This window comes from Duganella sp. GW821-FHT07F09 (assembly GCF_059418705.1).
In genome coordinates, this window is sequence record NZ_JBWKQJ010000011.1 from 1 (window position 1) to 24,989 (window position 24,989).

21 protein-coding genes are annotated in these 24,989 nt (G+C 64.5%); 12 read left to right on the forward strand and 9 right to left on the reverse strand.

All coding sequences use genetic code 11. The annotated features are described in order from the left end of the window. The 7 genes from AC07P1_RS25710 to ilvA form a co-directional block, all read right to left on the reverse strand. On the reverse strand, positions 1 to 183 hold a 183-nt coding region (locus AC07P1_RS25710; RefSeq protein ID WP_494698503.1), incomplete at its 3' end, for a hypothetical protein. Between the two features lie 35 nt (positions 184 to 218). Further along, positions 219 to 1,454 (reverse strand): protein-glutamate methylesterase/protein-glutamine glutaminase, encoded by a 1,236-nt coding sequence (locus AC07P1_RS25715; protein WP_494698504.1) that lies wholly within the window; start codon positions 1,452 to 1,454, stop codon positions 219 to 221. 206 nt (positions 1,455 to 1,660) lie between these two features. Next, positions 1,661 to 2,521 (reverse strand): RNase adapter RapZ, encoded by an 861-nt coding sequence (gene rapZ / locus AC07P1_RS25720; RefSeq protein WP_494698505.1) that lies wholly within the window; start codon positions 2,519 to 2,521, stop codon positions 1,661 to 1,663. Between the two features lie 4 nt (positions 2,522 to 2,525). Continuing rightward, entirely contained in the window at positions 2,526 to 3,461 is a 936-nt protein-coding gene (hprK, locus tag AC07P1_RS25725; RefSeq protein ID WP_315223117.1) for an HPr(Ser) kinase/phosphatase, read from the reverse strand. 90 nt (positions 3,462 to 3,551) lie between these two features. Beyond that, entirely contained in the window at positions 3,552 to 4,034 is a 483-nt protein-coding gene (locus tag AC07P1_RS25730) for a PTS sugar transporter subunit IIA (protein ID WP_315223119.1), read from the reverse strand. A 306-nt stretch (positions 4,035 to 4,340) separates the two neighbouring features. Beyond that, positions 4,341 to 5,174, reverse strand: coding sequence for an NADPH-dependent 7-cyano-7-deazaguanine reductase QueF (queF, locus tag AC07P1_RS25735; RefSeq protein ID WP_494698506.1), 834 nt, complete (start codon positions 5,172 to 5,174; stop codon positions 4,341 to 4,343). A 195-nt stretch (positions 5,175 to 5,369) separates the two neighbouring features. Then, on the reverse strand, positions 5,370 to 6,905 hold the full coding sequence (gene ilvA, locus AC07P1_RS25740) for a threonine ammonia-lyase, biosynthetic (RefSeq protein ID WP_494698721.1): 1,536 nt from the start codon (positions 6,903 to 6,905) through the stop codon (positions 5,370 to 5,372). A 288-nt stretch (positions 6,906 to 7,193) separates the two neighbouring features. On the opposite strand from ilvA, the gene AC07P1_RS25745 reads away from it, so the two are divergent. From AC07P1_RS25745 to AC07P1_RS25760, 4 genes are all read left to right on the forward strand, one after another. Then, positions 7,194 to 7,685, forward strand: a complete 492-nt coding sequence (locus tag AC07P1_RS25745; protein ID WP_494698507.1) for a YqaA family protein — start codon at positions 7,194 to 7,196, stop codon at positions 7,683 to 7,685. Positions 7,686 to 7,910: 225 nt separating this feature from the next. Continuing rightward, a complete protein-coding gene (locus AC07P1_RS25750; RefSeq protein ID WP_494698508.1) occupies positions 7,911 to 11,924 on the forward strand; it encodes a DUF3683 domain-containing protein in 4,014 nt (1,337 codons plus the stop codon). Beyond that, a complete protein-coding gene (locus AC07P1_RS25755) occupies positions 11,921 to 12,352 on the forward strand; it encodes an HIT family protein (RefSeq protein WP_494698509.1) in 432 nt (143 codons plus the stop codon). Before AC07P1_RS25750 ends, AC07P1_RS25755 begins: the two co-directional genes overlap by 4 nt. A 20-nt stretch (positions 12,353 to 12,372) precedes the next feature. Then, entirely contained in the window at positions 12,373 to 12,798 is a 426-nt protein-coding gene (locus AC07P1_RS25760) for a gamma-butyrobetaine hydroxylase family protein (protein ID WP_494698510.1), read from the forward strand. 125 nt (positions 12,799 to 12,923) lie between these two features. Here the strand turns inward: AC07P1_RS25760 and AC07P1_RS25765 are convergent, their stop codons facing one another. Beyond that, entirely contained in the window at positions 12,924 to 13,853 is a 930-nt protein-coding gene (locus AC07P1_RS25765) for a sulfonate ABC transporter substrate-binding protein (RefSeq protein ID WP_494698511.1), read from the reverse strand. 8 nt (positions 13,854 to 13,861) lie between these two features. Next, positions 13,862 to 14,917 carry a LacI family DNA-binding transcriptional regulator gene (locus AC07P1_RS25770; protein WP_494698512.1) on the reverse strand — a complete coding sequence of 352 codons (1,056 nt, stop codon included), beginning with the start codon at positions 14,915 to 14,917 and terminating at the stop codon, positions 13,862 to 13,864. A 210-nt stretch (positions 14,918 to 15,127) separates the two neighbouring features. Here AC07P1_RS25770 and AC07P1_RS25775 point away from each other — a divergent pair, with 210 nt between their 5' ends. From AC07P1_RS25775 to AC07P1_RS25810, 8 genes are all read left to right on the forward strand, one after another. After that, a complete protein-coding gene (locus AC07P1_RS25775) occupies positions 15,128 to 17,371 on the forward strand; it encodes a TonB-dependent receptor (protein ID WP_494698513.1) in 2,244 nt (747 codons plus the stop codon). Beyond that, entirely contained in the window at positions 17,371 to 18,690 is a 1,320-nt protein-coding gene (locus AC07P1_RS25780) for an LLM class flavin-dependent oxidoreductase (protein ID WP_494698514.1), read from the forward strand. The genes AC07P1_RS25775 and AC07P1_RS25780 overlap by 1 nt, the downstream gene beginning before the upstream one ends. Before the next feature lie 106 nt (positions 18,691 to 18,796). Beyond that, positions 18,797 to 20,089 carry an alpha/beta hydrolase family protein gene (locus AC07P1_RS25785; protein WP_494698515.1) on the forward strand — a complete coding sequence of 431 codons (1,293 nt, stop codon included), beginning with the start codon at positions 18,797 to 18,799 and terminating at the stop codon, positions 20,087 to 20,089. A gap of 74 nt (positions 20,090 to 20,163) precedes the next feature. Beyond that, positions 20,164 to 20,898 carry a bifunctional demethylmenaquinone methyltransferase/2-methoxy-6-polyprenyl-1,4-benzoquinol methylase UbiE gene (gene ubiE, locus AC07P1_RS25790; protein WP_494698516.1) on the forward strand — a complete coding sequence of 245 codons (735 nt, stop codon included), beginning with the start codon at positions 20,164 to 20,166 and terminating at the stop codon, positions 20,896 to 20,898. A 17-nt stretch (positions 20,899 to 20,915) separates the two neighbouring features. Further along, positions 20,916 to 21,887 carry a Tim44 domain-containing protein gene (locus tag AC07P1_RS25795; protein WP_494698517.1) on the forward strand — a complete coding sequence of 324 codons (972 nt, stop codon included), beginning with the start codon at positions 20,916 to 20,918 and terminating at the stop codon, positions 21,885 to 21,887. A gap of 101 nt (positions 21,888 to 21,988) precedes the next feature. After that, positions 21,989 to 22,612 carry a ubiquinone biosynthesis accessory factor UbiJ gene (locus AC07P1_RS25800; RefSeq protein WP_494698518.1) on the forward strand — a complete coding sequence of 208 codons (624 nt, stop codon included), beginning with the start codon at positions 21,989 to 21,991 and terminating at the stop codon, positions 22,610 to 22,612. Then, positions 22,609 to 24,177 (forward strand): ubiquinone biosynthesis regulatory protein kinase UbiB, encoded by a 1,569-nt coding sequence (gene ubiB / locus AC07P1_RS25805; protein WP_494698519.1) that lies wholly within the window; start codon positions 22,609 to 22,611, stop codon positions 24,175 to 24,177. Before AC07P1_RS25800 ends, ubiB begins: the two co-directional genes overlap by 4 nt. Before the next feature lie 2 nt (positions 24,178 to 24,179). Next, positions 24,180 to 24,782 (forward strand): class I SAM-dependent methyltransferase, encoded by a 603-nt coding sequence (locus tag AC07P1_RS25810; protein ID WP_494698520.1) that lies wholly within the window; start codon positions 24,180 to 24,182, stop codon positions 24,780 to 24,782. Positions 24,783 to 24,989: the final 207 nt, after the last annotated feature.

The following is a 24,989-nucleotide window of genomic DNA, read 5'->3' on the forward strand; positions in this document are numbered from 1 at the left end:
GGCGCCGGCGGCCGCCAGCACGAGGACGGCGGCGTGCGCCGGCCACGGCCAGCCGGCCGCCGGCAGCGCGGCCGCCACGCCGGCCAGCAGCGCCGGCGCCAGCACCGCGGCGGCCGTGGCCGCCGTGGCGGATGTCGCGCGCCGCGGGCCGGTGCCGGCTGACGTCTCGAAATGGTGTCTCATTTTTATTTTAGGAAATTAGTATTGCGTTGTTGCAATCATGGCAGGATGCGCGACTCGCGCCCATAGGGATGGGACGGTTCTGCCGTCGGGATGGGGGATGTTGCCGATAGGGAATTCCCTACGGTCGGCCCGGGGGGCGGGCCGTCCCCGCCGTCGCCATCCGCTCCGGCGGCGGGCACGCCCACCCGCCGCGCCGCCTGCCCCAGCCGGCCCTCCGCCTCGATCGCCGCCGCGATCCCGCCCAGCGGCAGCACGGCGCACGCGGCCTCCATCTTGACCGCTTGCTTCGGCATTCCGTACACCACGCAGCTGGCCTCGTCCTGGGCGATGGTGTGGGCGCCGGCGTCGCGCATCGCGCGCAGGCCGCGCGCGCCGTCGTCCCCCATGCCGGTCATGATCACGCCCAGCGCGTTGGGGCCGGCGCACCGCGCGAGCGAGTGATACAGGACATCGACCGCCGGCCGGTGGCGGTTGACGTGCGGGTCGTCCGTGATCTCGACGAAGTATCCGGTGCCGCTGCGCCGGACCCGCATATGGCGCCCGCCCGGGGCGATCAGGGCCGTGCCCGGCAGGACGCGGTCGCCGTGCCGCGCCTCGCGCACCCCGATCCGGCATATGCGGTCGAGGCCACGGGCGAAGGCGTCGGTGAATTTTTCCGGCATGTGCTGGACAACGACGATGCCGGGACAACTGACCGGCAGGGCGGCAAGCACCCGTTCCAGCGCGCGGGTGCCGCCAAGGGAAGCGCCGATGGCCACGATCGTGTCGGTGGCGGCCGCGTGGCGGACGGGGGGGGGGGGAAGCGGGGCGGGGGCGGGGGCCGGCGGCGCGCCCGCCGCGCCCGGCGCCAAACCCGTCAGGTCGTAGCGCGCGGCCGCCTTGACGACACGCAGCAGATCCAGGGCCCGGGCGAACGAGACCTGCTCGAGCCCGGGGCGGGGCTTGGCGGCCACGGCGACCGCGCCGGCCGCCAGTGCCATCCGCGTGGTCTCGATGCCGCGCTCGGTGAGCGTGGAACAGATCACCACCGGCGTCGGCCGCTCGCGCATCAAGCGCCGCAGGAAGCCCATGCCGTCGATGCGCGGCGTCTCCACGTCCAGCAGGATCACGTCCGGCCAGTCGCCTGCCATGTGCTCCATGGCGCACAGCGGATCGCCGGCGGTGCCGATGACGGCGACGGCGGTGTCGCCGGCCAGCAGCGCAGCGAGCGTCCGGCGCACCGGCGCCGAATCGTCAACGATCATCACCTTGATCGCGGGGCGCTCAGGCATGGGGGTTGCGGAGCAGTGGCAGCCGGACATTTGTCTTTTGGGAATTAGTGTTGCGATGTTGAAATCATCGCAGCACTCTTCCTCCGCGCCCATAGGGCGGGGACGGTTCTTCCGTCGGGATGATGGAAGTTGCCGAGTAGGGAATTCCTTAGGCGCGGCCCGGGGAGGGCCGCCGGCCATGCCCGGCGGGATGCCGGCTTATGGGGTTATTGCTCGCGGTGGCGCAGGACCACGCGTTCGTTGGGGTGGAAATAGGCGGCCAGTTTTTCGGCCATGTAGACCGAGCGGTGCTGGCCGCCGGTGCAGCCCAGCGCCACCGTCAGGTAGCTGCGGTTGTCGGTCTTGAAGAACGGCAGCCATTTCTCGATGAAGGCGCGGATGTCGCCCATCATCTCGATCGCGCTCGGCTGGGCGTCGAGGAAATCGATCACCGGCGCGTCGCGGCCGGTCAGCGGGCGCAGCGTCAGGTCGTAATACGGGTTCGGCAGCGCCCGCACGTCGAACACGAAGTCCGCGTCCATCGGCACGCCCAGCTTGAAGGCGAACGACTCGAAGAACAAGGTCAGCGGCGCGCCCTCGCTGGCGACCAGGTCCTTGACCCAGGCGCGCAGCTTGTTGGCGCTCAGTTCCGACGTGTCGACCACGTGGCCCAACTGCTCGATGGCCGACAGCCGCTCGCGCTCCTCCATGATGCATTCGATCAGGGTGCGGCGCGCGGCCGGATTCTGGCCCGGACGCAGCTCGTGCGACAGCGGGTGGCTGCGGCGCGTCTCCGAGAAGCGCGCCACCAGCGAGTGCGTGTTGGCGGTCAGGAACATGACCTTGACGTCGTGTCCCTCTTCGCGCAGGCGCTTGACGTCGGCCGGCAGCGAGGCCAGCGATTCGGCGCTGCGGGCGTCGACGGCCACCGCCAGCGCCTGCAGGCCTTCCGCGGCCAGCGTGGAAACCAGGTTCGACAGCAATGCCGGCGGCAGGTTGTCGACACAGTAGTGGCCGGTGTCTTCCAGCACGTTCAGGGCCACCGATTTGCCGGAGCCGGAGATGCCGGTGATGAGGACGATGCGCATGGCTTTAATCTCCGCTCATGGCTTGGCGTTGCCGCTCCATGAACTCCTGTAAGGTGTCGATGCCGCGCAATTGCAGTATCGTGTTGCGGACGGCGGCCTCGAGCAGCACCGCGATGTTGCGGCCGGCCGCCACCGGGATCACGACCTTGCGGATCGGCAGGCCCAGCACGTCCTCGGTCGGGAACTGGAACGGCAGCCGCTCCACTTCCTCTTCCGCCGCGCCGCGGCGCACCAGGTGCACGATCAGCTTCAGGCGCATCTTGCGGCGCACCGCCGTCTCGCCGAAGATCGCCTTGATGTCCAGCAGGCCCAGCCCGCGCACTTCCAGCAGATTCTGCAGCAGGGCCGGACAGCGGCCCTCGATCATGTTGGGCGCGATGCGCGAAAACTCGACCGCGTCGTCGGCCACCAGGCCGTGCGAGCGCGAAATCAGTTCCAGGCCCAGCTCGCTCTTGCCCAGGCCGGAGTCGCCGGTGATCAGCACGCCCACGCCCAGCACGTCCATGAAGACGCCGTGCATGATGATGCGTTGCGCCAGCTTCTTGGAAAGATACACGCGCAGGAAGTCGATCACCTGTGCGGCAGGTAACGGAGTGGAGAACAGCGGGATGTTTTTTTCGTCGCAGATGGCGAGGATGTCGGGCGGCGTTTCCAGCCCCTGCGCGATGATCAGCGCCGGCGGGCCGCCAGCGATCAGCTCGCCGATGACGTGGGCGCGCGTGAGCGCCTTCAAGCGCTGGTAGTAATTGATTTCCTGGTGTCCGAAGACCTGGATGCGGCCCGGGTGGATGGTGTTCAGGTGGCCGACCTGGTCGGCGGCGGAGGCGACGTCGCCGGAGATCAGGCGCTCGCCGCCGGGAAAGCCGGCGAACCAGCCGAGCTGCAAACTCTCGCGATTGTCGTCGTAAAGCCTTTGTATCGTCAGCGGCGTTTGCAGCATGGGGCGTCTTTATCTCAAGGTTGGACTAAGTATGGCGCTACGCCCTTAGTTTAACCTATTGTCCGGCACCTCATGCTTGCAAGCCACTTGTCAGCCGGCCGCCTGCAGGCTCGGCATCCAGTTGATGATACGCGAATGCACCGATTTCGGGTCCGGGTCGGTGGAGAGCGCGGTGCGGAAGGCGTCGTCGGAGAACATCTCGGCGATCTCCGACAGGATTTCCAGGTGCTGCTGGGTGACGTGGTCCGGGATCAACAGGAAGAACAGCAGGTTGACCGGCTTGCCGTCGGGCGACTCGAACGGAATCGGCTCGGCCAGGCGGACGAACGCCGCCAGCGGCGACTTCAGGCTCTTCATGCCCTTGATGCGGCCGTGCGGCACCGCCACGCCATGACCGAGCCCGGTGGAACCGAGGCGCTCGCGCGCGAACAGGTTGTCCGAGACGGTGGAGCGGGCGATGCCGCAGTTGTTTTCGAAGATCAGACCAGCTTGCTCGAATGCCCGCTTCTTGCTGGAGACTTCCAGGTCAAGCAGGACATTGTCGAGTGAGAGTATTTTGCTCAGGTTATTCATAAGACGATAAGAATGTTACGACGCACAAGGCGTGCCGCCGAATTATAGGCTTGTTTGTGCGCCATGTAACATGAATTCGCTCGCGCCGGCGTTGCTTTGGTGTCAGGCGGTCGGCGCGCCGGGCCGCCACGGGTGTTATTGAAAATGCACCGCAGAAAGCATTTGCTATTTATGCGCAAAAAAGCGCGAAAACGCCGGTTTTTCGCCGCAAATCGAGGGGCTTTTCCGATTTTTCGCGTTTTTCAATAGATGGGCTCGTTTCTTGTGAAAATCGCATCATAGCGCACATCATACGCCTGATTTTTGCTATTGACGTGCGCCGCGCAGGTTCGGCGGTTTCTGTGCCGTGCTGAAATTGCTGCGCCATGGATTGATGTCGAGCCCGCCCCGGCGGGTGTAGCGCGCGTACACCGCCAATTGCTGCGGCGCGCACTGGCGCAGGATGTCGACGAAGATGCGTTCGACGCATTGTTCGTGGAACTCGTTGTGTTCGCGGAAACCGATCAGGTATTTCAATAAACTTTCCTGGTCGATTTGCGGGCCGGCGTAGTGGATCTGCACGCTGGCCCAGTCGGGCTGGCCGGTGACCAGGCAATTCGATTTGAGCAGGTGGGACACCAGTTTCTCCTCGACCGGTTCCTCGTCGTGCGCGGCCTTGAGGATCTCCGGCGACGGGCTGTAGTTGTCGACCTCGATGTCGAGGCGGTCCAGCAGCAGGCCGTCGAGTTCGCCCATCGAGATCATGCCGAATTCCTCCGGCTGGGTGATGGTGATGTGCACGTTGGCGCCGGCCGCCTCGGTCAGGTCCTGTTGCAGCAGCGACTTGAGCGCCACCACGTTCTCGAGGCGGGTCTGGTTGAACGAGTTCAGGTAGAGCTTGAACGATTTCGACTCGATGATGTTGGGCGAATCGGCCGGAAAGGTCACGCGGGCGATCGCCACCTGCGGCTTGCCGCGCTGGTTGAGCCAGGAGATCTCGTAGGCGTTCCAGATGTCGACGCCGAAGAAGGGCAGGGTGCCGTTCAGGCCCAGCTCGTCGCGCTTGCCCTGGCGCGGGATCGGGAACAGCAGCTCCGGCGCGTAATCGGTGCGATAGGCGGAGGTTTTTCCCAGCGGGGACAGGTCGACGGAGTTGGTCATGGCGTTGTGCGAAACGGTAAAGGTGAAATGGTAGCGTACTTCACCGCAAAGTGTCTCGGCCTCGATGATTCCGGCTGATCACGTAGGGCGGATTAGGCGGCACGCCGTAATCGGCCAATGCGTGCGCTGTCGAAACGCAAACATGGCCGATTACGCTGCGCTAATCCGCCCTACGTGGTTCAGAAGACTTACTCTTCAGCCCAGGAACAGCTTGTAGACGGGATTGGCGCTCTCGTCCCAGTAACGGTAACCGAGCGTGGTGAGGAACTGCGCGAACGCGCCCATCTCCTCGGCCGGCACCTGCAAGCCGATCAGGATGCGGCCGACGTCGCCGCCCTGGCTGCGGTAATGGCACAGCGAGATGTTCCAGTTCGGCGCCATGCTGTCGAGGAAGCGCATCAGCGCGCCCGGGCGTTCCGGGAACTCGAAGCGGTACAGCAGCTCGTCCTTGGCCAGCCCGCTCTTGCCGCCGACCAGGTGGCGGATGTGGGCCTTGGCCAGCTCGTCGTGGGTCAGGTCCAGGGTCTTGAAATCGTGCTCCTCGAACTTGCGCGCCAGCGCGCCCGATTCGCCGCGGTCGGCGATCTGCACGCCGACGAACACGTGCGCCTCGTCCTTGTCGCTGATGCGGTAGTTGAACTCGGTCACATTGCGCGGCCCCACCAGCGAGCAAAAGCGCTTGAAGCTGCCGCGCTGCTCGGGCAGGGTGACGGCGAACACCGCCTCGCGCGCCTCGCCCAGTTCGGCGCGCTCGGCGACGAAGCGCAGGCGGTCGAAGTTCATGTTGGCGCCGCAGGCGATGGTGATCAGGGTCTCGTTCTTGACCGGGTCCTTGGTCATGGCCGCGCGCTCGATGTAGGCCTTGGCGCCGGCGATGGCCAGCGCGCCGGCCGGCTCGAGGATGCTGCGGGTGTCGGTGAACACATCCTTGATGGCGGCGCTGATGGCGTCGGTGTCGACGATGATGATGTCGTCGACCAGCTCGCGGGCGATGCGGAAGGTTTCCTCGCCGACCAGGCGCACGGCGGTGCCGTCGGAGAACAGGCCGACGTCGGCCAGGGTGACGCGCTCGCCGGCCTTGATGCTGCGCGCCATGGCGTCCGAATCGATGGTCTGCACGCCGATGATCTTGATGTCCGGGCGGATCGCCTTGACGTACGAGGCCACGCCAGCGATCAGGCCGCCGCCGCCGATGGCCACGAAGATGGCGTGGATCGGGCCGGAATGCTGGCGCAGGATCTCCATGCCGATGGTGCCCTGGCCGGCGATGACGTCCGGATCGTCGAACGGATGGACGAAGGTCAGCTTCTGTTCCTGTTCCAGTGTCAGCGCGTGGTTGTAGGCGTCGGTATAGGACTCGCCGTGCAGCACCACTTCGACGTCGGCGCCGCCGCGCGCCTTGACGGCGTCGATCTTCACTTGCGGGGTGGTGGTCGGCATGACGATCAGCGCGCGGCAGCCCAGCTTGGCCGCCGACAGCGCCACGCCCTGAGCGTGGTTGCCGGCCGAGGCGCAGATGACGCCGCGCTTGCGCTGGGCGTCGCTCAGGTGGGCCATTTTGTTGTAGGCGCCGCGAATCTTGAAGCTGAACACGCTCTGCATGTCCTCGCGCTTGAAATAAATTCGGTTCTCGTAACGTTGCGACAGGGTCGGCGCGAGTTCCAGCGGGGTTTCATCAGCGACGTCATAGACGCGCGCGGTCAGGATTTTCTTCAGATAGTCGATAGTCATGGTCTGCAAACAGTGATTCCAGAGGGCCGGAGCCAAAAAACCCTCGGGGGTCAGTGCCGACATTCGGACACGAGCTGTGCCGTAGCCGCTGTTACGGCACAGCTCGTGTCCGAATGTCGGCACTGACCCCGCTGGGGGGGCTCCGCAGTTGTTCGATGCTAACTATCCGGCGGGTGACCGGGTCGGGCAGGGGCGCGGGTCGGATGCCGGTGGGCAAGGACCGGGCTGTTCAATCGTGCGGTGTGCGGATCATTATAATGGACACCTTTCGTCCCGCTAAAGAAACCGATGATCGAATCTGCAATCGCCTGGCTGCTCAATGTGCTCGCGGCGCCGGAAGTGGGCCTGACATCAGTGTTCATCATCAGTTTCGTCTCCGCCACCCTGGTGCCGCTGGGCTCGGAACCGGCGGTGTTTGCCGTCATTAAGGCCAACCCGGAGCTGTTCTGGAGCGCCATCGGCGTGGCCACCGTCGGCAATACGCTGGGCGGGGCGGTCGATTACTGGATCGGCTACCAGGCCAAGACCACCTTTGCCAAGGAGCGCAAGAGCCGCTGGTTCCATTGGCTGGAGCGCTACGGCGCCAAGACCATGCTGCTGGCCTGGCTGCCCGGCATCGGCGATCCGCTGTGCACGCTGGGCGGCTGGCTCAAGCTGCCTTTCTGGCCCAGCCTGGCCTACATGGCCGTCGGCAAACTGTTGCGTTATCTGACCATGACCACCTTGCTGTTGTATGTGCCGGACGGCGTCTGGCACCGGATCGGGCAACTGCTGGGCTAATCTGGTGCAATTGATCGTATTGTCGGATGCGCAGGATTCGGAATTTCGTTCAGTTTTCGCGGCGAAAGTTGAATTTTATTGCCAGTAATCGCGCTCATCCGCAAATTTATAGCGCGTGGCGATGAACCCGAGAACCCCACCGCCATCTAAGGCTGTTCCGACATGGTGCGTCGCAATACGCTAGAATGACCCTCCCGGGTTCCAGTTTACAAGTCCAATCGCATAATGAATGCCCCTGCACAAATCCAAGCTCTGCTGGCGGAAACGCCCCACGGACCGGAGACCCAGCGTCTCCGCGAAATTCCTTACAACTACACGTCGTTTTCCGATCGCGAGATCGTCATCCGGCTGCTGGGCGAGGAATCGTGGAGCTTGCTCGACGCGCTGCGCGGCGCCCGCCAGACCGGCCGTTCGGCCCGCATGCTGTACGAGGTGCTCGGCGATATCTGGGCCGTGCGCCGCAATCCGTACCTGCAGGACGACATGCTCGACAATCCGAAGCGCCGCCAGGAGCTGATCAACGCGCTGCACCACCGTCTGGCCGAGGTCGACAAGCGCCGCCTGACCATCGACGACGACGGCAGCGAATCGGAAGCGTCCAGGCAGCGCAGCGTCAACGTCATCAAGCTGCTGCGCGCCGCCGGCAAGGCCGTGGCCGACTTCGGCGAGGAATTCAAGCAGGTCTACGACCTGCGCAAGCGCACCAACAAGGTGCTGGGCCGCTACACCGACAAGCACAACATCTGCTTCGACGGCATGAAGCGCATCTCGCACGTGACCGACGCCACCGACTGGCGCGTCGAGTATCCGTTCGTCGTGCTCACGCCCGACAGCGAGGAGGAAATGGCCGGCCTGGTCAAGGGCTGTATCGAGCTGGGCCTGACCATCATCCCGCGCGGCGGCGGCACCGGCTACACCGGCGGCGCCATTCCGCTGACGCCGATGTCGGCCGTCATCAACACCGAGAAGCTGCTCAATATGGGGCCGGTCGAGATGAAGGTGCTGCCCGGCCTGGACAAGGAATACGCCACCATCTACACCGGCGCCGGCGTGATCACCAACAAGGTGTCCGAGGCGGCCGAGAAGGCCGGCTTCGTGTTCGCGGTCGATCCGACCTCGGCGCACGCCTCGTGCATCGGCGGCAATATCGCCATGAACGCGGGAGGCAAGAAGGCCGTGCTGTGGGGCACCGCGCTCGACAACCTGGCCTCGTGGCGCATGGTCGATCCGAACGGCGACTGGCTCGAAGTCACGCGCCTGGACCACAACCTGTCGAAGATCCACGACACGCCCTTGGCCCGCTTCAAGCTGGAGTGGACCCATCCGACCGCGCGCGGCGAGTCGAAAGGCGCGCCGTTCAAGACCGAGATCCTGGAGATCGCCGGCCGCACCTTCCGCAAGGAAGGCCTGGGCAAGGACGTGACGGACAAGTTCCTGTCCGGCCTGCCGGGCATCCAGAAGGAGGGCACCGACGGCCTGATCACGTCGGGCCGCTGGATCCTGCACAAGATGCCGAAATTCGCCCGCACCGTCTGCCTTGAGTTCTTCGGCCAGGCGCGCGACGCGATCCCGTCCATCGTTGAAATCAAGGATTACCTCGACGGCCTGCCGGCCAAGGGCGAGCAGTTCGCCACCTTGCGCCTGGCCGGCCTGGAGCATCTGGACGAGCGCTACTTGCGCGCGGTCGGCTACGCCACCAAGTCGAAACGCGGCGTGCTGCCGAAGATGGCGCTGTTCGGCGACATCGTCGGCGACGACGAGAACGCCGTGGCCATGGCCGCGTCGGAAGTGGTGCGCATCGCCAATACCCGCGTGGGTGAAGGCTTTGTCGCCGTCAGCCCCGAGGCGCGCAAGAAGTTCTGGCTCGACCGCGCCCGCACGGCCGCCATCGCCAAGCACACCAACGCCTTCAAGATCAATGAAGACGTCGTGATTCCACTCAACCGCATGGGCGAGTACACCGACGGCATCGAGCGCATCAACATCGAGCTGTCGATCAAGAACAAGCTGCAACTGGTCGACGAGTTGCGCGACTTCTTCGCCGCCGGCAATCTGCCGATCGGCAAGAGCGACGACGCCGACGACGGCGTGGGCGACGAGGAAATGCTGGGCGACCGCGTGCAGCAGGCCGAAGCCTTGCTGTCGCAAGTGCGCGATCGCTGGACCTTCCTGCTGGCCGAGCTCGACAAGCCGCTGAGCACCGTCACCGGCGAGCTGGCCGCGCTGGGCATGGAGCGCCTGCTGGCCGTGTTCGACGAACGCCTGAAGATACAGCCGGACGCGACCCTGTTCGACATCGTCCAGGACCGCACCATCCGCATCACGTGGAAGCAGGAGATCCGCGCCCAGCTGCGCCAGATCTTCAGCGGCGCCGCCTACAAGCTGATCCTCGACGAGGCGACCGCCATCCACAAGCGCGTGCTGCGCGGCCGCGTGTTCGTGGCGCTGCACATGCACGCCGGCGACGGCAACGTCCACACCAACCTGCCGGTCAATTCGGACCACTACGAGATGCTGCAACTGGCGCACGCCGCCGTCGCCCGCATCATGGTGCTGGCCCGTTCGCTCAACGGCGTTATCTCGGGCGAGCACGGCATCGGCATCACCAAGCTGGAGTTCCTGACCGAGGAGGAAATCGGCCCGTTCCGCGACTACAAGCTGCGCGTCGATCCGGAAGGCCGCTTCAACAAAGGTAAGCTGCTGAACCTGCCGGGGATGGACGCCGACCTGTCCAACGCCTACACGCCGTCGTTCGGTCTGATGGGCCACGAATCGCTGATCATGCAGCAAAGCGATATCGGCGAGATCGCCAACAGCATCAAGGATTGCCTACGCTGCGGCAAATGCAAGCCGGTGTGCTCGACCCACGTGCCGCGCGCCAACCTGCTGTACTCGCCGCGCGACAAGATCCTGGCGACGTCGTCGCTGATCGAGGCTTTCCTGTACGAGGAGCAAACCCGCCGCGGCATCTCGATCAAGCATTGGGAAGAGTTCGAGGATGTGGCCGACCATTGCACCATTTGCCACAAGTGTGTGACGCCTTGCCCGGTCGATATCGACTTCGGCGACGTGTCGATGAACATGCGTAATTTGTTGCGCAAGATGGACAAGAAGTCGTTCAATCCGGGCAAATCGGCGGCGATGTTCTTCCTCAACGCCACCGATCCGGCCACCATCAACGCCACCCGCGCGGCGATGGTCGGCATCGGCTACAAGGCCCAGCGCCTGGGCAACGACTTGCTGAAGAAATTCGCCAAGAAGCAGACCAAGGCGCCGCCGCCGACCGTCGGCAAGCCGAAAGTGCGCGAGCAGGTGATCCACTTCATCAACAAGAAGATGCCGGGCGGACTGCCGAAGAAAACCGCGCGCGCCCTGCTCGACATCGAGGACGACAAGGTCATCCCGATCATCCGCAATCCGAAGAAGACCACGGCCGATACCGAGGCGGTGTTCTACTTCCCGGGTTGCGGCTCGGAGCGGCTGTTCTCGCAAGTCGGCCTGGCGACCCAGGCGATGCTGTGGGAAGTGGGCGTGCAGACGGTGCTGCCGCCGGGTTACCTGTGCTGCGGCTATCCGCAGCGCGGCTCCGGCGAGTACGACAAGGCCGAGAAGATGATGACCGATAACCGCGTGCTGTTCCATCGCATGGCCAACACGCTCAACTATCTGGACATCAAGACGGTGCTGGTGTCGTGCGGCACCTGCTACGACCAGCTGGCGACCTACGAGTTCGAGAAGATCTTCCCGGGCTGCCGCATCATGGACATCCACGAGTATTTGCTGGAGAAGCAGGTGCGTCTGGAAGGCGTGACCGGCACCCGCTATATGTACCACGAGCCGTGCCACACGCCGATGAAGCTGCAGGAAGCGACCAAGACCGTCAACGGTCTGATCGCCACCCACGACAACGTCAAGATCGAGAAGAACGACCGCTGCTGCGGCGACTCGGGCACGTTGATGATCGCCCGTCCGGACATTTCGACGCAGGTGCGCTTCCGCAAGGAAGAGGAGGTCATCAAGGGCGCCGACAAGCTGCGCGCCGACGGCTTCGAGGGCGAGGTCAAGATCCTCACCAGCTGCCCGGCTTGCCTGGGCGGCGTGTCGCGCTACGGCGAGGACGCCGGCACGACGGCCGACTACATCGTCGTCGAGATCGCCAAGCATCTGCTGGGCGAGAACTGGATGGCCGACTACGTCAAGCGCGCCAACGACGGCGGCATCGAGCGGGTGCTGGTGTGACGGCGGGCTGTGATCTTTGCCGGCTGCTGGCGGCGCCCGCCGAAGGCGTCGTCATCTGGAGCGACGATCGGCTGTCGGTGATCGCCGTCGACGATGCCGAGTATCCGGGCTTTACGCGCGTGGTGTGGAACGCGCACGTCAAGGAGATGACGGATCTCGGCGCGGCCGAGCGCGGCTATGTGATGGAGGTTGTATTCGCGGTGGAGTCGGCGCAGCGCGCCGTGATGGCGCCGGAGAAGATCAACCTGGCCAGCTTCGGCAACATGACGCCGCACGTGCACTGGCACGTGATTCCGCGTTATCTGGACGATGCGCATTTTCCCAACTCGAGCTTTGCCACGGCTGCGCGTTCCGGCGCGCCGGACGTGCTGGCCGCGCGCCGCGCGCTGGTGCCGGCGTTGCACGCCGCGATTATCGAACGTTTGTAAGCCTGATTGAAAGTTCACCTATGACCAAGAATCCGACCGCCATCACCGTCCACAACAAGTCCAAGGTGCTCGACATCGCCTTCGACGACGGCGCCTCGTTCACGATTCCGTTCGAGCTGATGCGCGTGTACTCGCCGTCGGCCGAGGTCATGGGTCACGGCCCCGGCCAGGAAGTGCTGCAAGTCGGCAAGCGCGAAGTGGGCATCGCCGCAATGGATCCGGTCGGCAACTACGCGGTGCAGCCGACCTTTACCGACGGCCACAACACTGGGCTGTTCACGTGGGATTACCTGTACAAGCTCGGTAACGAGAAGGACAAGCTGTGGCAGGATTACATGGACCGCCTGCATGCTTCGGGCCTGGAAGGCGACAGCGGCCGCGATCCCGCCAACACCCCGGCGCCGGCGCCGCACGTGCACGGCCCATCCTGCGGCCACAAACACTAGCGCCACGAGGAAACACGTAGGGCGGATTAGCGAAGCGTAATCCGCCAATGCATGCTCCGTCGGCGGCTCAAAGATGGCGGATTACGGCGTTCCGCCTAATCCGCCCTACGTGTCTCCGCTGGATTTCATCTGGCGCTGGCCGGCTGCCATGTCCAAATGCTTCCTCCCACATTGATCGCCTTCGGTATCAATTTCTGTTGATAGAACACGTCGGCCACGCGCTGCTGGTTGGCGGCGATGGCGGCGCTGACCGGTACCGCGCCGTATCGCGTGCGGCGCTGCCAGGTCTCCACGATATCCACCGGCAGTCCCATTTGCGGCGCCAGCATCGCGCTCACTTCCTTCGTATGCGCGTTGGCCCACTGGCCGGTCAGCGCCACCTGTTCCAATAGCGCCGACAACACCTTCGGCGACTGCGCCGCGAACTTGCGCGACGCCAGATAGAAGCCATTCGCCTGCGGCAGGCCGGTGTAATCGCTCAGCACCCGCACCTGATACGATTTCTGCGCCGACGCGAAATACGGGTCCCATACCACCCACGCATCGATGCCGCCGCTGACAAAGGCCGCCCGCGCATCCGATGGCGACAGGTACACCGGCTTGATGTCGCTCAGCTTCAAACCCGCCTTCTGCAACGCAGACGCCAGCAGGAAGTGCGAGCCCGATCCCTTCTGGAACGCCACCTTCTTACCCTTCAAATCCGCCACCGAGCGCGCGGTCGAATCCTTGGGCACGAAGATCGCCTCGCTGTTGACCGGCGCCGGCTCCGCCGCGACGTACAGCAGGTCGATGCCGGCCGCCTGGCCGAACACCGGCGGCGGCGCGCCTGTGCTGCCGAAATCGATGCTGCCGGCGTTGAGCGCCTCCAGCATCTGCGGGCCGGCCGGGAATTCGATCCACTTGATCTGCTGCCCGGCGAAGGCCTTCTCCAGCGTGCCCTGGTTCTTCAAGATACCCAGCAGCCCGCTGCTTTTCTGGAAGCCGATGGTGATGGCCGGCGCGCCGTGCGCCAGCAGGGGGAGGGCCAGCAGCAAGCCGGCGACGATGTTTTTCATGGTTTCCTTTATGCGCTTTCGCGCTCGATAAGTTCGCAGGCCAGCAGGTTGAGGCGCGAGTCCTGCCCGGAAGCAGGCAGCACGCCCAACTGCTCCAGGATGCGCAGCGCGGCGATCTCGCCGATCTCGCGGCCCGGCGGCCGGATGGTGGTCAGACTGGGAAGCAGCAGCGGCGAGAACGGATAGTCGCCAAAGCCGACGATGGCGCATTGTTTCGGTATCTCCAGCCCCGCGCGCTGGCCCGCCAGCAAGGCGCCCGCCGCCAGATTGTCGTTGGCGAAGATGATCGCCTCGGCGCGCTGGCCGCCGCGCCGTGCAGGCTTCAGGGCGAGCGCCTCGATCGCCTGTTTGCCGGCGTCGAACGGCGCCTCCGCCGTCGGCACATAGATGTTCGGTTGCAGCCCATGCTCGCGCAGCACCGCCGCGTAGCCGTCGCTGCGGTCCACCGCGCTTAAGTCGCCCGCCAGGCTGTTTTGCACGAAGGCGATGCGGCGATAGCCTTTGCCATACAAATAGCGCGCCGCCTGCTCGCCGACGGCGGTGTTCGAATAGCCGACCTGTATCGGCTTGCGGCGCGGCTCGTAGTCCCAGGTCTCGACCACCGGAATGCCGGCGCCGGCGATCAGCTTCTCCGTGGCGCGGTTGTGAAAGCGTCCCGTCACCACCAGCGCCGCCGGCTTCCAACCGAGGAAGGCGCGCACCGCGCTCTCCTCCTGCTTGGCGGAGAAATAGCTCGACGCCAGCAGCAGCTGGTAGCCATGGCGGCTCAGCGTGTCGCTGAAGCTTTGGATGGTGCTGGCGAAGATCGGCCCGGAGATGTTGGGGATCACCATGCCGATGATGCGGCTGTGCGACGACGCCAGGCTACCCGCCATCAGGTTCGGCACATAGCCCAACTGCTTGACGGCGGCGGCGATGCGCGCGCTGCGCGTGGCCGCGACACGGCCCGGCTCTGTGAAGTAGCGCGACACTGTGATCGAGCCGACTTCCGCCAGCCGCGCCACGTCGTGGATGGTGGCGCGGCCGGAGCCACGGCGTTTGCGTGTGCTTTCCGGTTCGCTCATTTGCTTGGTTCGCGCATATTTAGAAAAGACATATCGATGAGTTTTTTAATTCTTTGACTTCAAATCGGCCCGCGCCGACACTAAAAAAAGGGTATCGGTACCATTCAAAGTCTAGCAAACGTCAGGCGGGGAACTAAGTTGGTTCTTCGATGATGAAAGTGGATTTTCCGCATATGGCGCAAAGGGCGCTTTCAAATCAAGGGATCGGCAATGAAGAACAACAGTAAAAAAATCGGTGCGCTGACGTTGGGCGCTTTGCTTGTCAGCTCGGCGTGGGCCGGTGATGTGGATGCGGCGGACGCAGCCAGCGCGTCCATTCTGGACCGCGCCGACAGCGCGGCCGTTCCCAGCGTTACGGTTAGCGCGACGCGCCGCAACGCTTCGCTGCAATCGGTGCCGGTGGCCGTGTCGGTGCTTAACGGCGACGACCTGGCGCAGGCCAACCGCACCAGCATCGACACCATCGTGCAGGAGGTTCCGAGCGTGACGTTCCGCCAGCAGGGCGGCAATAAGGACTCGACGATCTTCGTGCGCGGTATCGGTACCATCTCGACCTCTCCCGGCGTGGAACCGACTGTCTCGACGGTGATCGACGGCGTGGTGTACGCGCGTCCGGGCCAAGCCACGCTGGATTTGCTGGACATTGAACACATCGAGATTCTGCGCGGCCCGCAAGGCACGCTGTTCGGCAAGAACGCGTCGTCCGGCGTACTGAATGTGATCGGCCGAAAACCGTCGGAACAGACCAGCGGCTTTGTCGACGCCTCCTGGTACGAGGGCAACGAGAAACGCGCGCGCGCCGGCCTGTCCGGCACGATCCAGCCGGGCGTGGTCACCGCCGCCGTCACCGCGCTGTACGCGGACTACGACGGTAATGTCGACAACATCCACGCCGGCGGCGGCAAGGTCAATGGCTACGACCGCAAAGGCGTGCGCGCCCGCGTCGACATCACGCCGAACAAGGATCTGGACGTGAGCCTGATCGCCGACTACCTACGCTCGAACGCCTCGCCATCCTTCGTCGCCTATAAATCCACCAGCGCGCCGTTCTCGCAGGCGATCGCGCCGGTGGTCGCGTCGACCGAGAATCGCAGCATCAACACCGACATTCCAAGCGATATCCGCGACACCAACAAGGGACTGTCGGCGCAGGTGGATTGGCGCAACGGCGGCTACACGCTGACATCGATCACGGCGGTGCGCGACTGGGCGAACGAGCAGTACACCAGCACCTCGGCCATCGGCAACGCGGCGGAGGCGGCGCGCATCAGCGCCGCGTATCCAGCCACGCGCGACATAGGCACCGTCGATTTCCGCCAGGTGTCGCAGGAGCTGCGGCTTGCTTCGCCCAAGGACCAGTTCCTCGAATACGTCGTCGGCGCCTTTTACCTGCACGGCAAGGACCGCGAAACCTATCAGCGCATCGTCGCCACCACCACGGCGCCCAATTCCGGCCGCGCCGACTATGGCGTCGAGAACGACAGCTACTCGTTGTTCGGTGAAAGCACGCTTAATCTGACACCGGAATGGCGCGCCATCGCTGGCGCCCGCTGGACCAAGGATGAACTGTCCTACGACCATGTCCGCGCCTCGACTTCGACCGCCGCCTTCCCAGGCGTGCAGCCAGGCGTTAGCAATAGCGGCTCGACCAGCGAAGACGGCTACTCCGGGCGAGTCGGCCTGCAGTACCAGTTGTCGCGCGACGTGAACGCTTACGCGACGTACTCGCGCGGCTACAAGGGACCGGCCTATAACGTCTTCTTCAACATGCTTGGCCGCGACACCCTGGCGCTCAAACCTGAGACCTCCGATTCGTTCGAGCTGGGATTGAAGGCCAGCGCCTTCGACCGGCGCCTGACGGCCAATGTCGCCGTGTTCAACACCAAATACTCCAACTATCAGGCCAACTTCTTCGACACCGTCGCCGGCACGGTCATCACGCGACTGATCAACGCGGGCGACGTGTCGACCAAGGGCGTCGAGCTGGATATCAACGCGCGTCCCACCCGCCAGCTGACGTTGTCCGCGTCGCTGGCCTACACCGATGCGAGTATCGACAGCTTCAACTGCCCGCCGGCGGCCACCGCCTCGTGCAACCTGAATGGCCGGCCATTGCCGTTCTCGCCGAAGTGGAAGTCGTTCACCCGCGCCAACTACGCACTGCCGCTGCAAAACGGTTTGATCGTCGACTTCTCGGCCGACTATTCGTATCAGGCGAAGACGCAGTTCGACCTGTTCCAGTCGCCGGATGCGATCCAGGGCGCGTATGGTGTCGTCAACGCCGGCGTCGCCTTGTCGTCGACGCCGGGCGGTTGGCGCATCGCGCTGGTGGGCAAGAACCTGGCCAACAAGTCCTACGCCACCAATCTGGTCACCTCGACCGGCTACGTCACGCGCGCCGTGCCACGCGACGACGAACGCTATTTCGGCATTACCGCGCGTAAGGAATTTTGATGACGCGCCAACTTAGCATCGCCGCCTTCATGATGCGGCACGGCCACCACGTGGCCGCGTGGCGGCATCCGCAGACGGACCTGGAGTCGAATCCGTTCAAGGTATTTCGGCAGCAGGTGCAAAGCGCGGAGCGGGCCTGCCTGGATGCGGTCTTCTTCGCCGACAGCCTGGCGCTGACCGGCGGCGTGCCGGCTCTTGAACCGTTGACGTTGTTGTCCGCGCTGGCCGCGTCGACCGAAAAGATCGGTTTGGTCGGCACCGCCACCACCACCTACAACGAACCGTACACGGTGGCGCGCCAGTTCGCGTCGCTCGATCAAATATCGGAGGGCAGGGCGGGCTGGAACCTGGTCACGTCCGATAACGCGGCGGAGGCGGCCAATTTCGGCCGCGACCAGCATGTGGCGCACGCGGCGCGTTATGAACGGGCGCGCGAATTTCATCAGGTTGTCACGGGATTGTGGGATAGTTGGGAAGATGGCGCGCTTATTAACGACAAGGATGGCGGCCGGTTGATCGATCCCGCCAGGCTGCGCAAGCTGAATCATCGCGGCCCGCATTTCGCCGTCGCCGGGCCGCTGAACGTGTCGCGCAGCCCGCAGGGGCGGCCGGTGGTGGTGCAGGCCGGCGGTTCGGAGGCGGGGCGCGATCTGGCCGCCGCCACGGCGGAGGTGGTGTTCACGGCGCAGCCGTCGCTGGCGAAGGCCCAGGATTTTTACCGCGACATGAAGCGGCGGGTGGTGGCGCATGGCCGTTCGCCGGAGTCGTTGAAGGTCATGCCCGGTTTGTTCGCCGTGGTGGGGAGTTCGCAGGGCGAGGCGGACGACAAGTTCGGCGAGTTGCAGCGCTTGATCGAGCCGAAGGCTGGGCTGGCGCTGCTGGGCCGCATGATCGGCAACTTCGATTTGTCGGGCTATCCGCTGGACGGCCCGTTGCCGGACCTGCCGCAGACGCAGGATGGCCAGCGCAGCCGCCAGCAGTTGTTGACCGATCTGGCGCAGGGCGAGAATTTGACGATACGCCAGCTGTACGAGCGCATCGCCGGCGGGCGCGGACACTTTACTGTTGTCGGCACGGCGCAGGTGGTGGCCGATCAGATGCAGGCGTGGTTCGAGCAGGAGGCGGCGGACGGCTTCAATTTCATGGCGCCGGCGCTGCCGGGCGGGTTGGATGATTTCCTGTCGCTGGTGGTGCCGGAATTGCAGCGGCGCGGCTTGTTCCGCACCGAGTACAAAGGCACGACGTTGCGGGAGCATCTGGGGCTGAGTGCCTCGGATAATTCTGGTAACACGCAGGGCGGATTAGGCGGAACGCCGTAATCCGCCAATGCATGCGCCGTCGAAACGCAAGCATTGGCGGATTACGCTTCGCTAGTCCGCCCTACGTGTCTCCGTGGTTAAGCTTTGTTTAGAATAGGATGTGAGCATGAAGGTGGCTGGCAGGATATTGATCGCGGCGTTGGCCGTATCGGCGTTGATCGCGCCATTGCACGCGCAAGAGTACTTCGGCGACCTCCGTCCCGACGCGCCCGAACTTGCCGCGCGCGGGTTGCTGCCGGTCGGCGTGCGCACGCTGGTCGCCGAGCACGCGGACCAACCAGACGTGCTGCGTTACAGCGAAGCGTATCAAAACCCCCGCTACACCCGCAAGCTCACGCTGGAAGTCTGGTATCCGGCCACCCTCGCGGCGGGACAAAAGGAACATACGGTTTACACCGACGTTCTCGGTTCCGGCCCCAACGATCCCGCCCGCCCCAACACGCCATTCCAGTTCAACGGCCGCGCGGCGCGCGACGCGGCGCCTGCGACCGGCCGCCATCCGCTGGTGATCGTCTCGCACGGCTATCCAGGCTCGCGCCTGCAAATGAGTTACCTGACCGAGAACCTGGCGTCGAAGGGCTACGTCGTCGTGGCGATCGACCATCCCGAATCGACGCGCGCGGACAAGGCCGGCTTCGCCAGCACCCTGCTGAACCGCCGCCTGGACGACCTGTTCGTGCTCGACAGCGTCGCGGCCTGGGCCAAGCCGGGCAGCGGCAACTTCCTCGCCGGCGTGGCCGACGCCGGCAACACCGCCTTGATCGGCTATTCGATGGGCGCCTATGGCGCGTTGAACACCGTCGGCGCGGGCGTGAGCGCGGCCGCCGCCGCATACGTCCCTGGCGGCAAGCTGGCCGTGAACCAGCACGGCAACGCGGACTACGAATCGCGCCGCGACGCCCGCATCAAGGCGGTGGTGGCGTTCGCGCCATGGGGCGGCGCGCACAAGGTGTGGGACGCCGAGGGACTGGCCGGCGTGCGCACGCCGACCTTGTTCATCACCGGCGACCAGGACGACGTGGCCGGCTACAAGGATGGCGTGGTGCGCATCTTCGAAGGCGCCGTCAATGCCGACCGCTACCTGTTGACCTACCAGGGCGGCCGCCACAACTCGGCGCCGAACCCGCCGTCGCCGGCGATGTGGTCCAGCTTTGACGACTTCATGTCCTATGCCGAGCCGGTGTGGGACAGCCGCCGCATCAACAACATCAACCAGCATTTCGTGACGGCCTTCCTCGGCATCCACCTCAAGGCGCAGCCGTTGCAACCGTATCTGGAACTACCGCCGCTGGCCGCCGACGGCACCATCAAGCCCGATCCGGGCCTGTGGAAGGGCTTCCGCAAGCGCACCGCGCTCGGGCTGGAGTGGCGTCACCTGCCCGCACAATCGGCACAATAGGCGTCCAAGGGCGCGCGGGAGGGAAAAATACCTGCGCGCTTGTATAATGCAGGCAAACTAACAGGCCTGCCACCATGACAAATACCACCCATTTCGGTTACAAAACCGTCGCGGAAGACGACAAAGTCCGCGAAGTTGCCAAGGTTTTCCATTCCGTCGCCGCCAAGTACGACGTCATGAACGACGTCATGTCGGGTGGCCTGCATCGTCTGTGGAAGACGTTCACCATCGCCCACGCGGCCGTGCGCCCCGGTTTCAAGTGCCTCGACATCGCCGGCGGCACGGGCGATCTGGCCAAGGTGTTTGCCAAGCAGGCCGGCCCGACCGGCGAGGTCTGGCTGACCGACATCAACGAGTCGATGTTGCGCGTTGGCCGCGACCGCCTCTTGAATCGCGGCCTGTTGACCCCCACCTTACTGTGTGACGCGGAAAAATTGCCCTTCCCGGACAACTATTTCGACCGCGTCAGCGTCGCTTTCGGGCTGCGCAACATGACCCACAAGGATCAGGCGCTGGCGGAAATGCGCCGCGTATTGAAGCCAGGCGGCAAGTTGCTGGTGCTGGAGTTCTCGAAAGTGGCGACGCCGCTGCAGAAGCCTTACGATATTTATTCGTTCAAGGTGCTGCCCTGGATGGGCCAGAAGATCGCCGGCGACGCCGAGAGCTATCGCTATCTGGCCGAGTCGATTCGCATGCACCCGGACCAGGACACGCTCAAAACCATGATGGAAGAGGCGGGTCTGGAGCGGGTAACGTATTACAACTTGACGGCAGGTGTGGCCGCTTTACACACTGGTATCAAACTGTAAATACTGTAGGAATGACCATGAACATGAAAAAACTGATGATCAGCGCGGTTGTCGCGCTGTCCGCCTTCACGATGCTGGCCGAGGCGACCGCGCGTCCCGCCGGCGGCAACCGTTCGATCGGCCGCCAGTCGCAAAACGTCAACCGCATGCCGCCGGCCGCCGCGCCGACGCCGGCGCCGCGCCAGGCCGCCCCCGCGCCGGCGCCAAACGCACAAAACGCGAACGCCATGCCGGCCAAGCGCCCCGGCATGTGGAAAGGTATCCTCGGCGGCGCGCTGCTGGGCCTGGGCCTGGGCGCCCTGTTCTCGCACCTGGGTATCGGCGGCGCGATGGCCAGCATTCTGAGCACGATGCTGATGCTGGCGTTGCTGGCCGGCGCCGCGTACTTCATCTTCCGCATGTTCCGCCGCAAGTCGCAGCCGACCGTGGCGCCGGCAGGTGGCAATTTCGGCGGTAACTTCAACGGCAGCAACAACGCCTACAACAACGACAGCGGTTACAACAAGGCCTACGCTCCGCAATCGGGCGGCGGCACGCCGGAAATCGGTTCGCGCCTGCCTGAACAGCAATACCAGCCGGCGCAAGCCGCGCCGGTGCCGCACACCCCTTGGGGCGTGCCGGGCGATTTCGACGCCGTATCGTTCCTGCGCGTTGCCAAGAGCAACTTCATCCGCCTGCAAGCGGCCTGGGACAAGGGCGACACGGCCGACATCCGCGAGTTCACCACGCCTGAAGTGTTTGCTGAGATGAAAATGCAGATCAACGAGCGTGGCGCACAGAAGGACTACACCGACGTCGTCAGCATCGACGCCGAGCTGCTGGGCATCGAGACCACCGAGACCGAGTACCTAGCCAGCGTCAAGTTCACCGGCATGATCAAGCCCGCGCCGGACGCGCTGGCCGAGCCGTTCAACGAGGTGTGGAACCTGACCAAGCCCGTATCCGGCGCTTCGGGCTGGTTGCTTGCTGGTATTCAACAGTTGGCGTAATCACCGGGAAATCCCGGCGAACTGGTAAGATCAAGACCGCCCGCTTTCCGGGCGGTTTTGTTTTTCCGGCGTAAAGAACTTGTTTGAGCGACGACCTACCGATGACCCCACCGAATTTCAGTCACTTATCCGCCCTGTTATCCGCCGCCGCGCCGGCCAGCGCGGCCGTCAACCATCTGCTGGCGCAGGAGCCGTGGGCGCGCGAGCAGTTGCGGCGCCACGCCGGCAAGGTCGCCTGCATCGACGCCGGCACCGTCGCGCTACGCCTGCGCGTGACGGCCGACGGTATGTTCGAACCCGCACCGGCGGACGAGCCTGCCCGGGTTACCATCAAGGTCAAATTGTCGGATCTGCCGCTGATCGCGCAAAACCGTGAGCGCGCGTTTTCGTACGTGCGCATCGAGGGCGACGCCGATTTCGCCAACGCCATCTCCAGCCTGAGCACGTCGCTGCGCTGGGAAGCGGAGGCGGACCTGGAAAAAATTGTCGGCCCGGTGGCGGCGGTGCGCATGGTGTCGGGCGCCAAGGCCGCCTTCGAGGCGGTCAAGACGGGCCACCAGAAGCTGGCCGAAAACGTCGCCGAGTTCCTGCTCGATGAAAAACAGGTGCTGGTACGCCCGCAGGCGGTGGAGGAATTTTCGGCCGATGTGGTGCGCCTGCGCGATGACGTGGAACGGGCCGCCAAGCGCCTGGCCAAACTGGAACAGAAACTGGGAACCCAATGATTTTGAAATTTTTACGCCTGCTGAAGATCCTGCGGGTCGCCATTCGTTATGGTCTCGACGAAATCGCCATCTCCGGCCTCAAAGTGCCGCGCACCGCCAAACTCATCGACACGGTCATTTTTTGGCGCGACATCTCCGCCCCGCGCGGCGTGCGCCTGCGCATGGCGCTGGAGGACCTGGGGCCGATCTTCGTCAAGTTCGGCCAGGTGCTGTCGACCCGCAGCGACCTGATACCGGCCGATCTGGTGGTCGAGCTGTCGCGCCTGCAGGACCGGGTGCCGCCGTTCGATTCCGACCTGGCCATCGCGCAGATCCGCAAATCGCTGGGCGCCCACCCGGACCAGCTGTTCGCCTCGTTCGAGCGCACCCCGGTGGCGTCGGCGTCGATCGCGCAGGTGCACTTTGCCACCTTGAAGGACGGCAAGCAGGTCGCGGTCAAGGTGCTGCGTCCGGGCATGAAGAAATCCATCGACGAGGACGTCGCGCTGATGCACATCGCCGCCGAGTGGGTCGGCCGCGTGTGGGCCGACAGCAAGCGCCTGAAGCCGAAGGAAGTCGTCGCCGAGTTCGACAAATACCTGCACGACGAATTGGACCTGATGCGCGAGGCGGCCAACGCCAGCCAGCTGCGCCGCAACTTCGCCGACTCCAGGCTGCTGATGGTGCCGGAGATGTACTGGGACTATTGTTCCAACAGCGTGATCGTCATGGAGCGCATGCACGGCCTGCCGGTGTCGCAGATCGACAAGCTCGAAGCGGCCGGCGTGGACCTGAAAAAACTGTCCAGCGACGGCGTCGAGATTTTCTTCACGCAAGTGTTCCGTGACGGCTTTTTCCACGCCGATATGCACCCGGGGAATATCCTGGTGTCGATCGAGCCGGAAACCTTGGGCCGTTACATCGCGCTCGACTTCGGCATCGTCGGCACGCTCAACGACTACGACAAGGATTACCTGTCGCAGAACTTCCTGGCCTTCTTCCGCCGCGACTACAAGCGCGTGGCCGAAGCGCACATCGAATCGGGCTGGGCGCCGAAGGAAACCCGCGTCGACGAGCTCGAATCGGCCGTGCGCGCCTGTTGCGAGCCGATCTTCGACCGGCCGCTGAAGGATATTTCCTTCGGTCAGATCCTGCTGCGGCTGTTCCAGACTTCGCGCCGCTTCAATGTGGAAGTGCAGCCGCAACTGGTGCTGCTGCAAAAGACCTTGCTCAACATCGAAGGCCTGGGTCGCCAGCTCGATCCCGACCTGGACTTGTGGAAGACCGCCAAGCCGTACCTGGAAAACTGGATGGCCGAGCAGGTGGGCTGGCAGGGCCTGTTGCAGCGTTTGAAAGACGAGGCGCCGCGCTACACGCAAATCCTGCCACAGCTGCCGCGCCTGGTGTACCGGGCACTGGAGCAGCAGGGTGAGAAGCCGGCCGACAACGGCGAGTTGATCAAGGTGTTGATCCACGAACAGCAGCGCACCAACCGCCTGCTCAGCCTGGTGATCTATTTCGCCGGCGCGTTCGGGCTGGGCGTGGCCGGCTTCCAGTTGTATTTGCGCTGGCACCACCTGCTCTGATCATGGCCGACTTCCAGCAGCGCGATCCGATGTCGCCGGCGTTCTGGGATGAACGCTTCGCGCGCAGCTTCACGCCGTGGGACCGGGGCGGCGTGCCGTTGGCGCTGCGCGACTTTGTCGCCGCCAACGCGCCGATGGTGACCTTGATACCCGGCTGCGGCTCGGCCTACGAGCTGGCGTTTTTGGCCGGGACGGGGTGGGATGCGACGGCGATCGATTTTTCGCCGCAGGCGGTGCAAGCCGGCAAGCTTGCCGCTGGCGGGTACGCGGATCGCGTGGTCGAGGCGGACTTCTTCGCCTGGCAGCCGGCGCGGCCGCTGCAACTGATTTATGAACGAGCCTTCCTGTGCGCCATGCCGCGCGCGATGTGGCCCAAGGTGGCGGCGCGCTGGGCGGAGCTGTTGCCTGCGGGAGCGCTGCTGGCCGGCTACTTCTTCTTTGATGATGCACCCAAGGGGCCGCCGTTCGGCATCGCCCGCGAGCAGCTGGATGCATTGTTACGGCAAGATTTTGAATGCATCGCCGACGAGGCGGTCAGCGATTCCATCCCTGTCTTCGAAGGCAAGGAACGCTGGATGATCTGGCGCCGGCGGCCGCACGACTAAAAATGCCTCGGATACACGTAGGGCGGATTAGCGCAGCGTAATCCGCCATGCATGCGTCGCCAGCGGCCCATAAATGGCGGATTACGGCGTTCCGCCTAATCCGCCCTACGTGTTTTAGAAGGGCTGGTCACTCCCGTTCTGGTCGTTGGCGACAGGAAACAGTCTGGCGGCAAGTAAAAAGCTTTATAATTCAGGGTTTTGATGATT

Excerpts from the sequence above, each read along its gene's own strand:
- AC07P1_RS25715 (WP_494698504.1), bottom strand. The coding sequence starts at position 1,454 with ATGCCTGAGCGCCCCGCGATCAAGGTGATGATCGTTGACGATTCGGCG.
- rapZ (WP_494698505.1), bottom strand. The coding sequence starts at position 2,521 with ATGCGCATCGTCCTCATCACCGGCATCTCCGGCTCCGGCAAATCGGTG.
- hprK (WP_315223117.1), bottom strand. The coding sequence starts at position 3,461 with ATGCTGCAAACGCCGCTGACGATACAAAGGCTTTACGACGACAATCGC.
- AC07P1_RS25730 (WP_315223119.1), bottom strand. The coding sequence starts at position 4,034 with ATGAATAACCTGAGCAAAATACTCTCACTCGACAATGTCCTGCTTGAC.
- queF (WP_494698506.1), bottom strand. The coding sequence starts at position 5,174 with ATGACCAACTCCGTCGACCTGTCCCCGCTGGGAAAAACCTCCGCCTAT.
- ilvA (WP_494698721.1), bottom strand. The coding sequence starts at position 6,905 with ATGACTATCGACTATCTGAAGAAAATCCTGACCGCGCGCGTCTATGAC.
- AC07P1_RS25745 (WP_494698507.1), top strand. The coding sequence starts at position 7,194 with ATGATCGAATCTGCAATCGCCTGGCTGCTCAATGTGCTCGCGGCGCCG.
- AC07P1_RS25750 (WP_494698508.1), top strand. The coding sequence starts at position 7,911 with ATGAATGCCCCTGCACAAATCCAAGCTCTGCTGGCGGAAACGCCCCAC.
- AC07P1_RS25760 (WP_494698510.1), top strand. The coding sequence starts at position 12,373 with ATGACCAAGAATCCGACCGCCATCACCGTCCACAACAAGTCCAAGGTG.
- AC07P1_RS25765 (WP_494698511.1), bottom strand. The coding sequence starts at position 13,853 with ATGAAAAACATCGTCGCCGGCTTGCTGCTGGCCCTCCCCCTGCTGGCG.
- AC07P1_RS25770 (WP_494698512.1), bottom strand. The coding sequence starts at position 14,917 with ATGAGCGAACCGGAAAGCACACGCAAACGCCGTGGCTCCGGCCGCGCC.
- AC07P1_RS25775 (WP_494698513.1), top strand. The coding sequence starts at position 15,128 with ATGAAGAACAACAGTAAAAAAATCGGTGCGCTGACGTTGGGCGCTTTG.
- AC07P1_RS25780 (WP_494698514.1), top strand. The coding sequence starts at position 17,371 with ATGACGCGCCAACTTAGCATCGCCGCCTTCATGATGCGGCACGGCCAC.
- AC07P1_RS25785 (WP_494698515.1), top strand. The coding sequence starts at position 18,797 with ATGAAGGTGGCTGGCAGGATATTGATCGCGGCGTTGGCCGTATCGGCG.
- ubiE (WP_494698516.1), top strand. The coding sequence starts at position 20,164 with ATGACAAATACCACCCATTTCGGTTACAAAACCGTCGCGGAAGACGAC.
- AC07P1_RS25795 (WP_494698517.1), top strand. The coding sequence starts at position 20,916 with ATGAACATGAAAAAACTGATGATCAGCGCGGTTGTCGCGCTGTCCGCC.
- AC07P1_RS25800 (WP_494698518.1), top strand. The coding sequence starts at position 21,989 with ATGACCCCACCGAATTTCAGTCACTTATCCGCCCTGTTATCCGCCGCC.
- ubiB (WP_494698519.1), top strand. The coding sequence starts at position 22,609 with ATGATTTTGAAATTTTTACGCCTGCTGAAGATCCTGCGGGTCGCCATT.
- AC07P1_RS25810 (WP_494698520.1), top strand. The coding sequence starts at position 24,180 with ATGGCCGACTTCCAGCAGCGCGATCCGATGTCGCCGGCGTTCTGGGAT.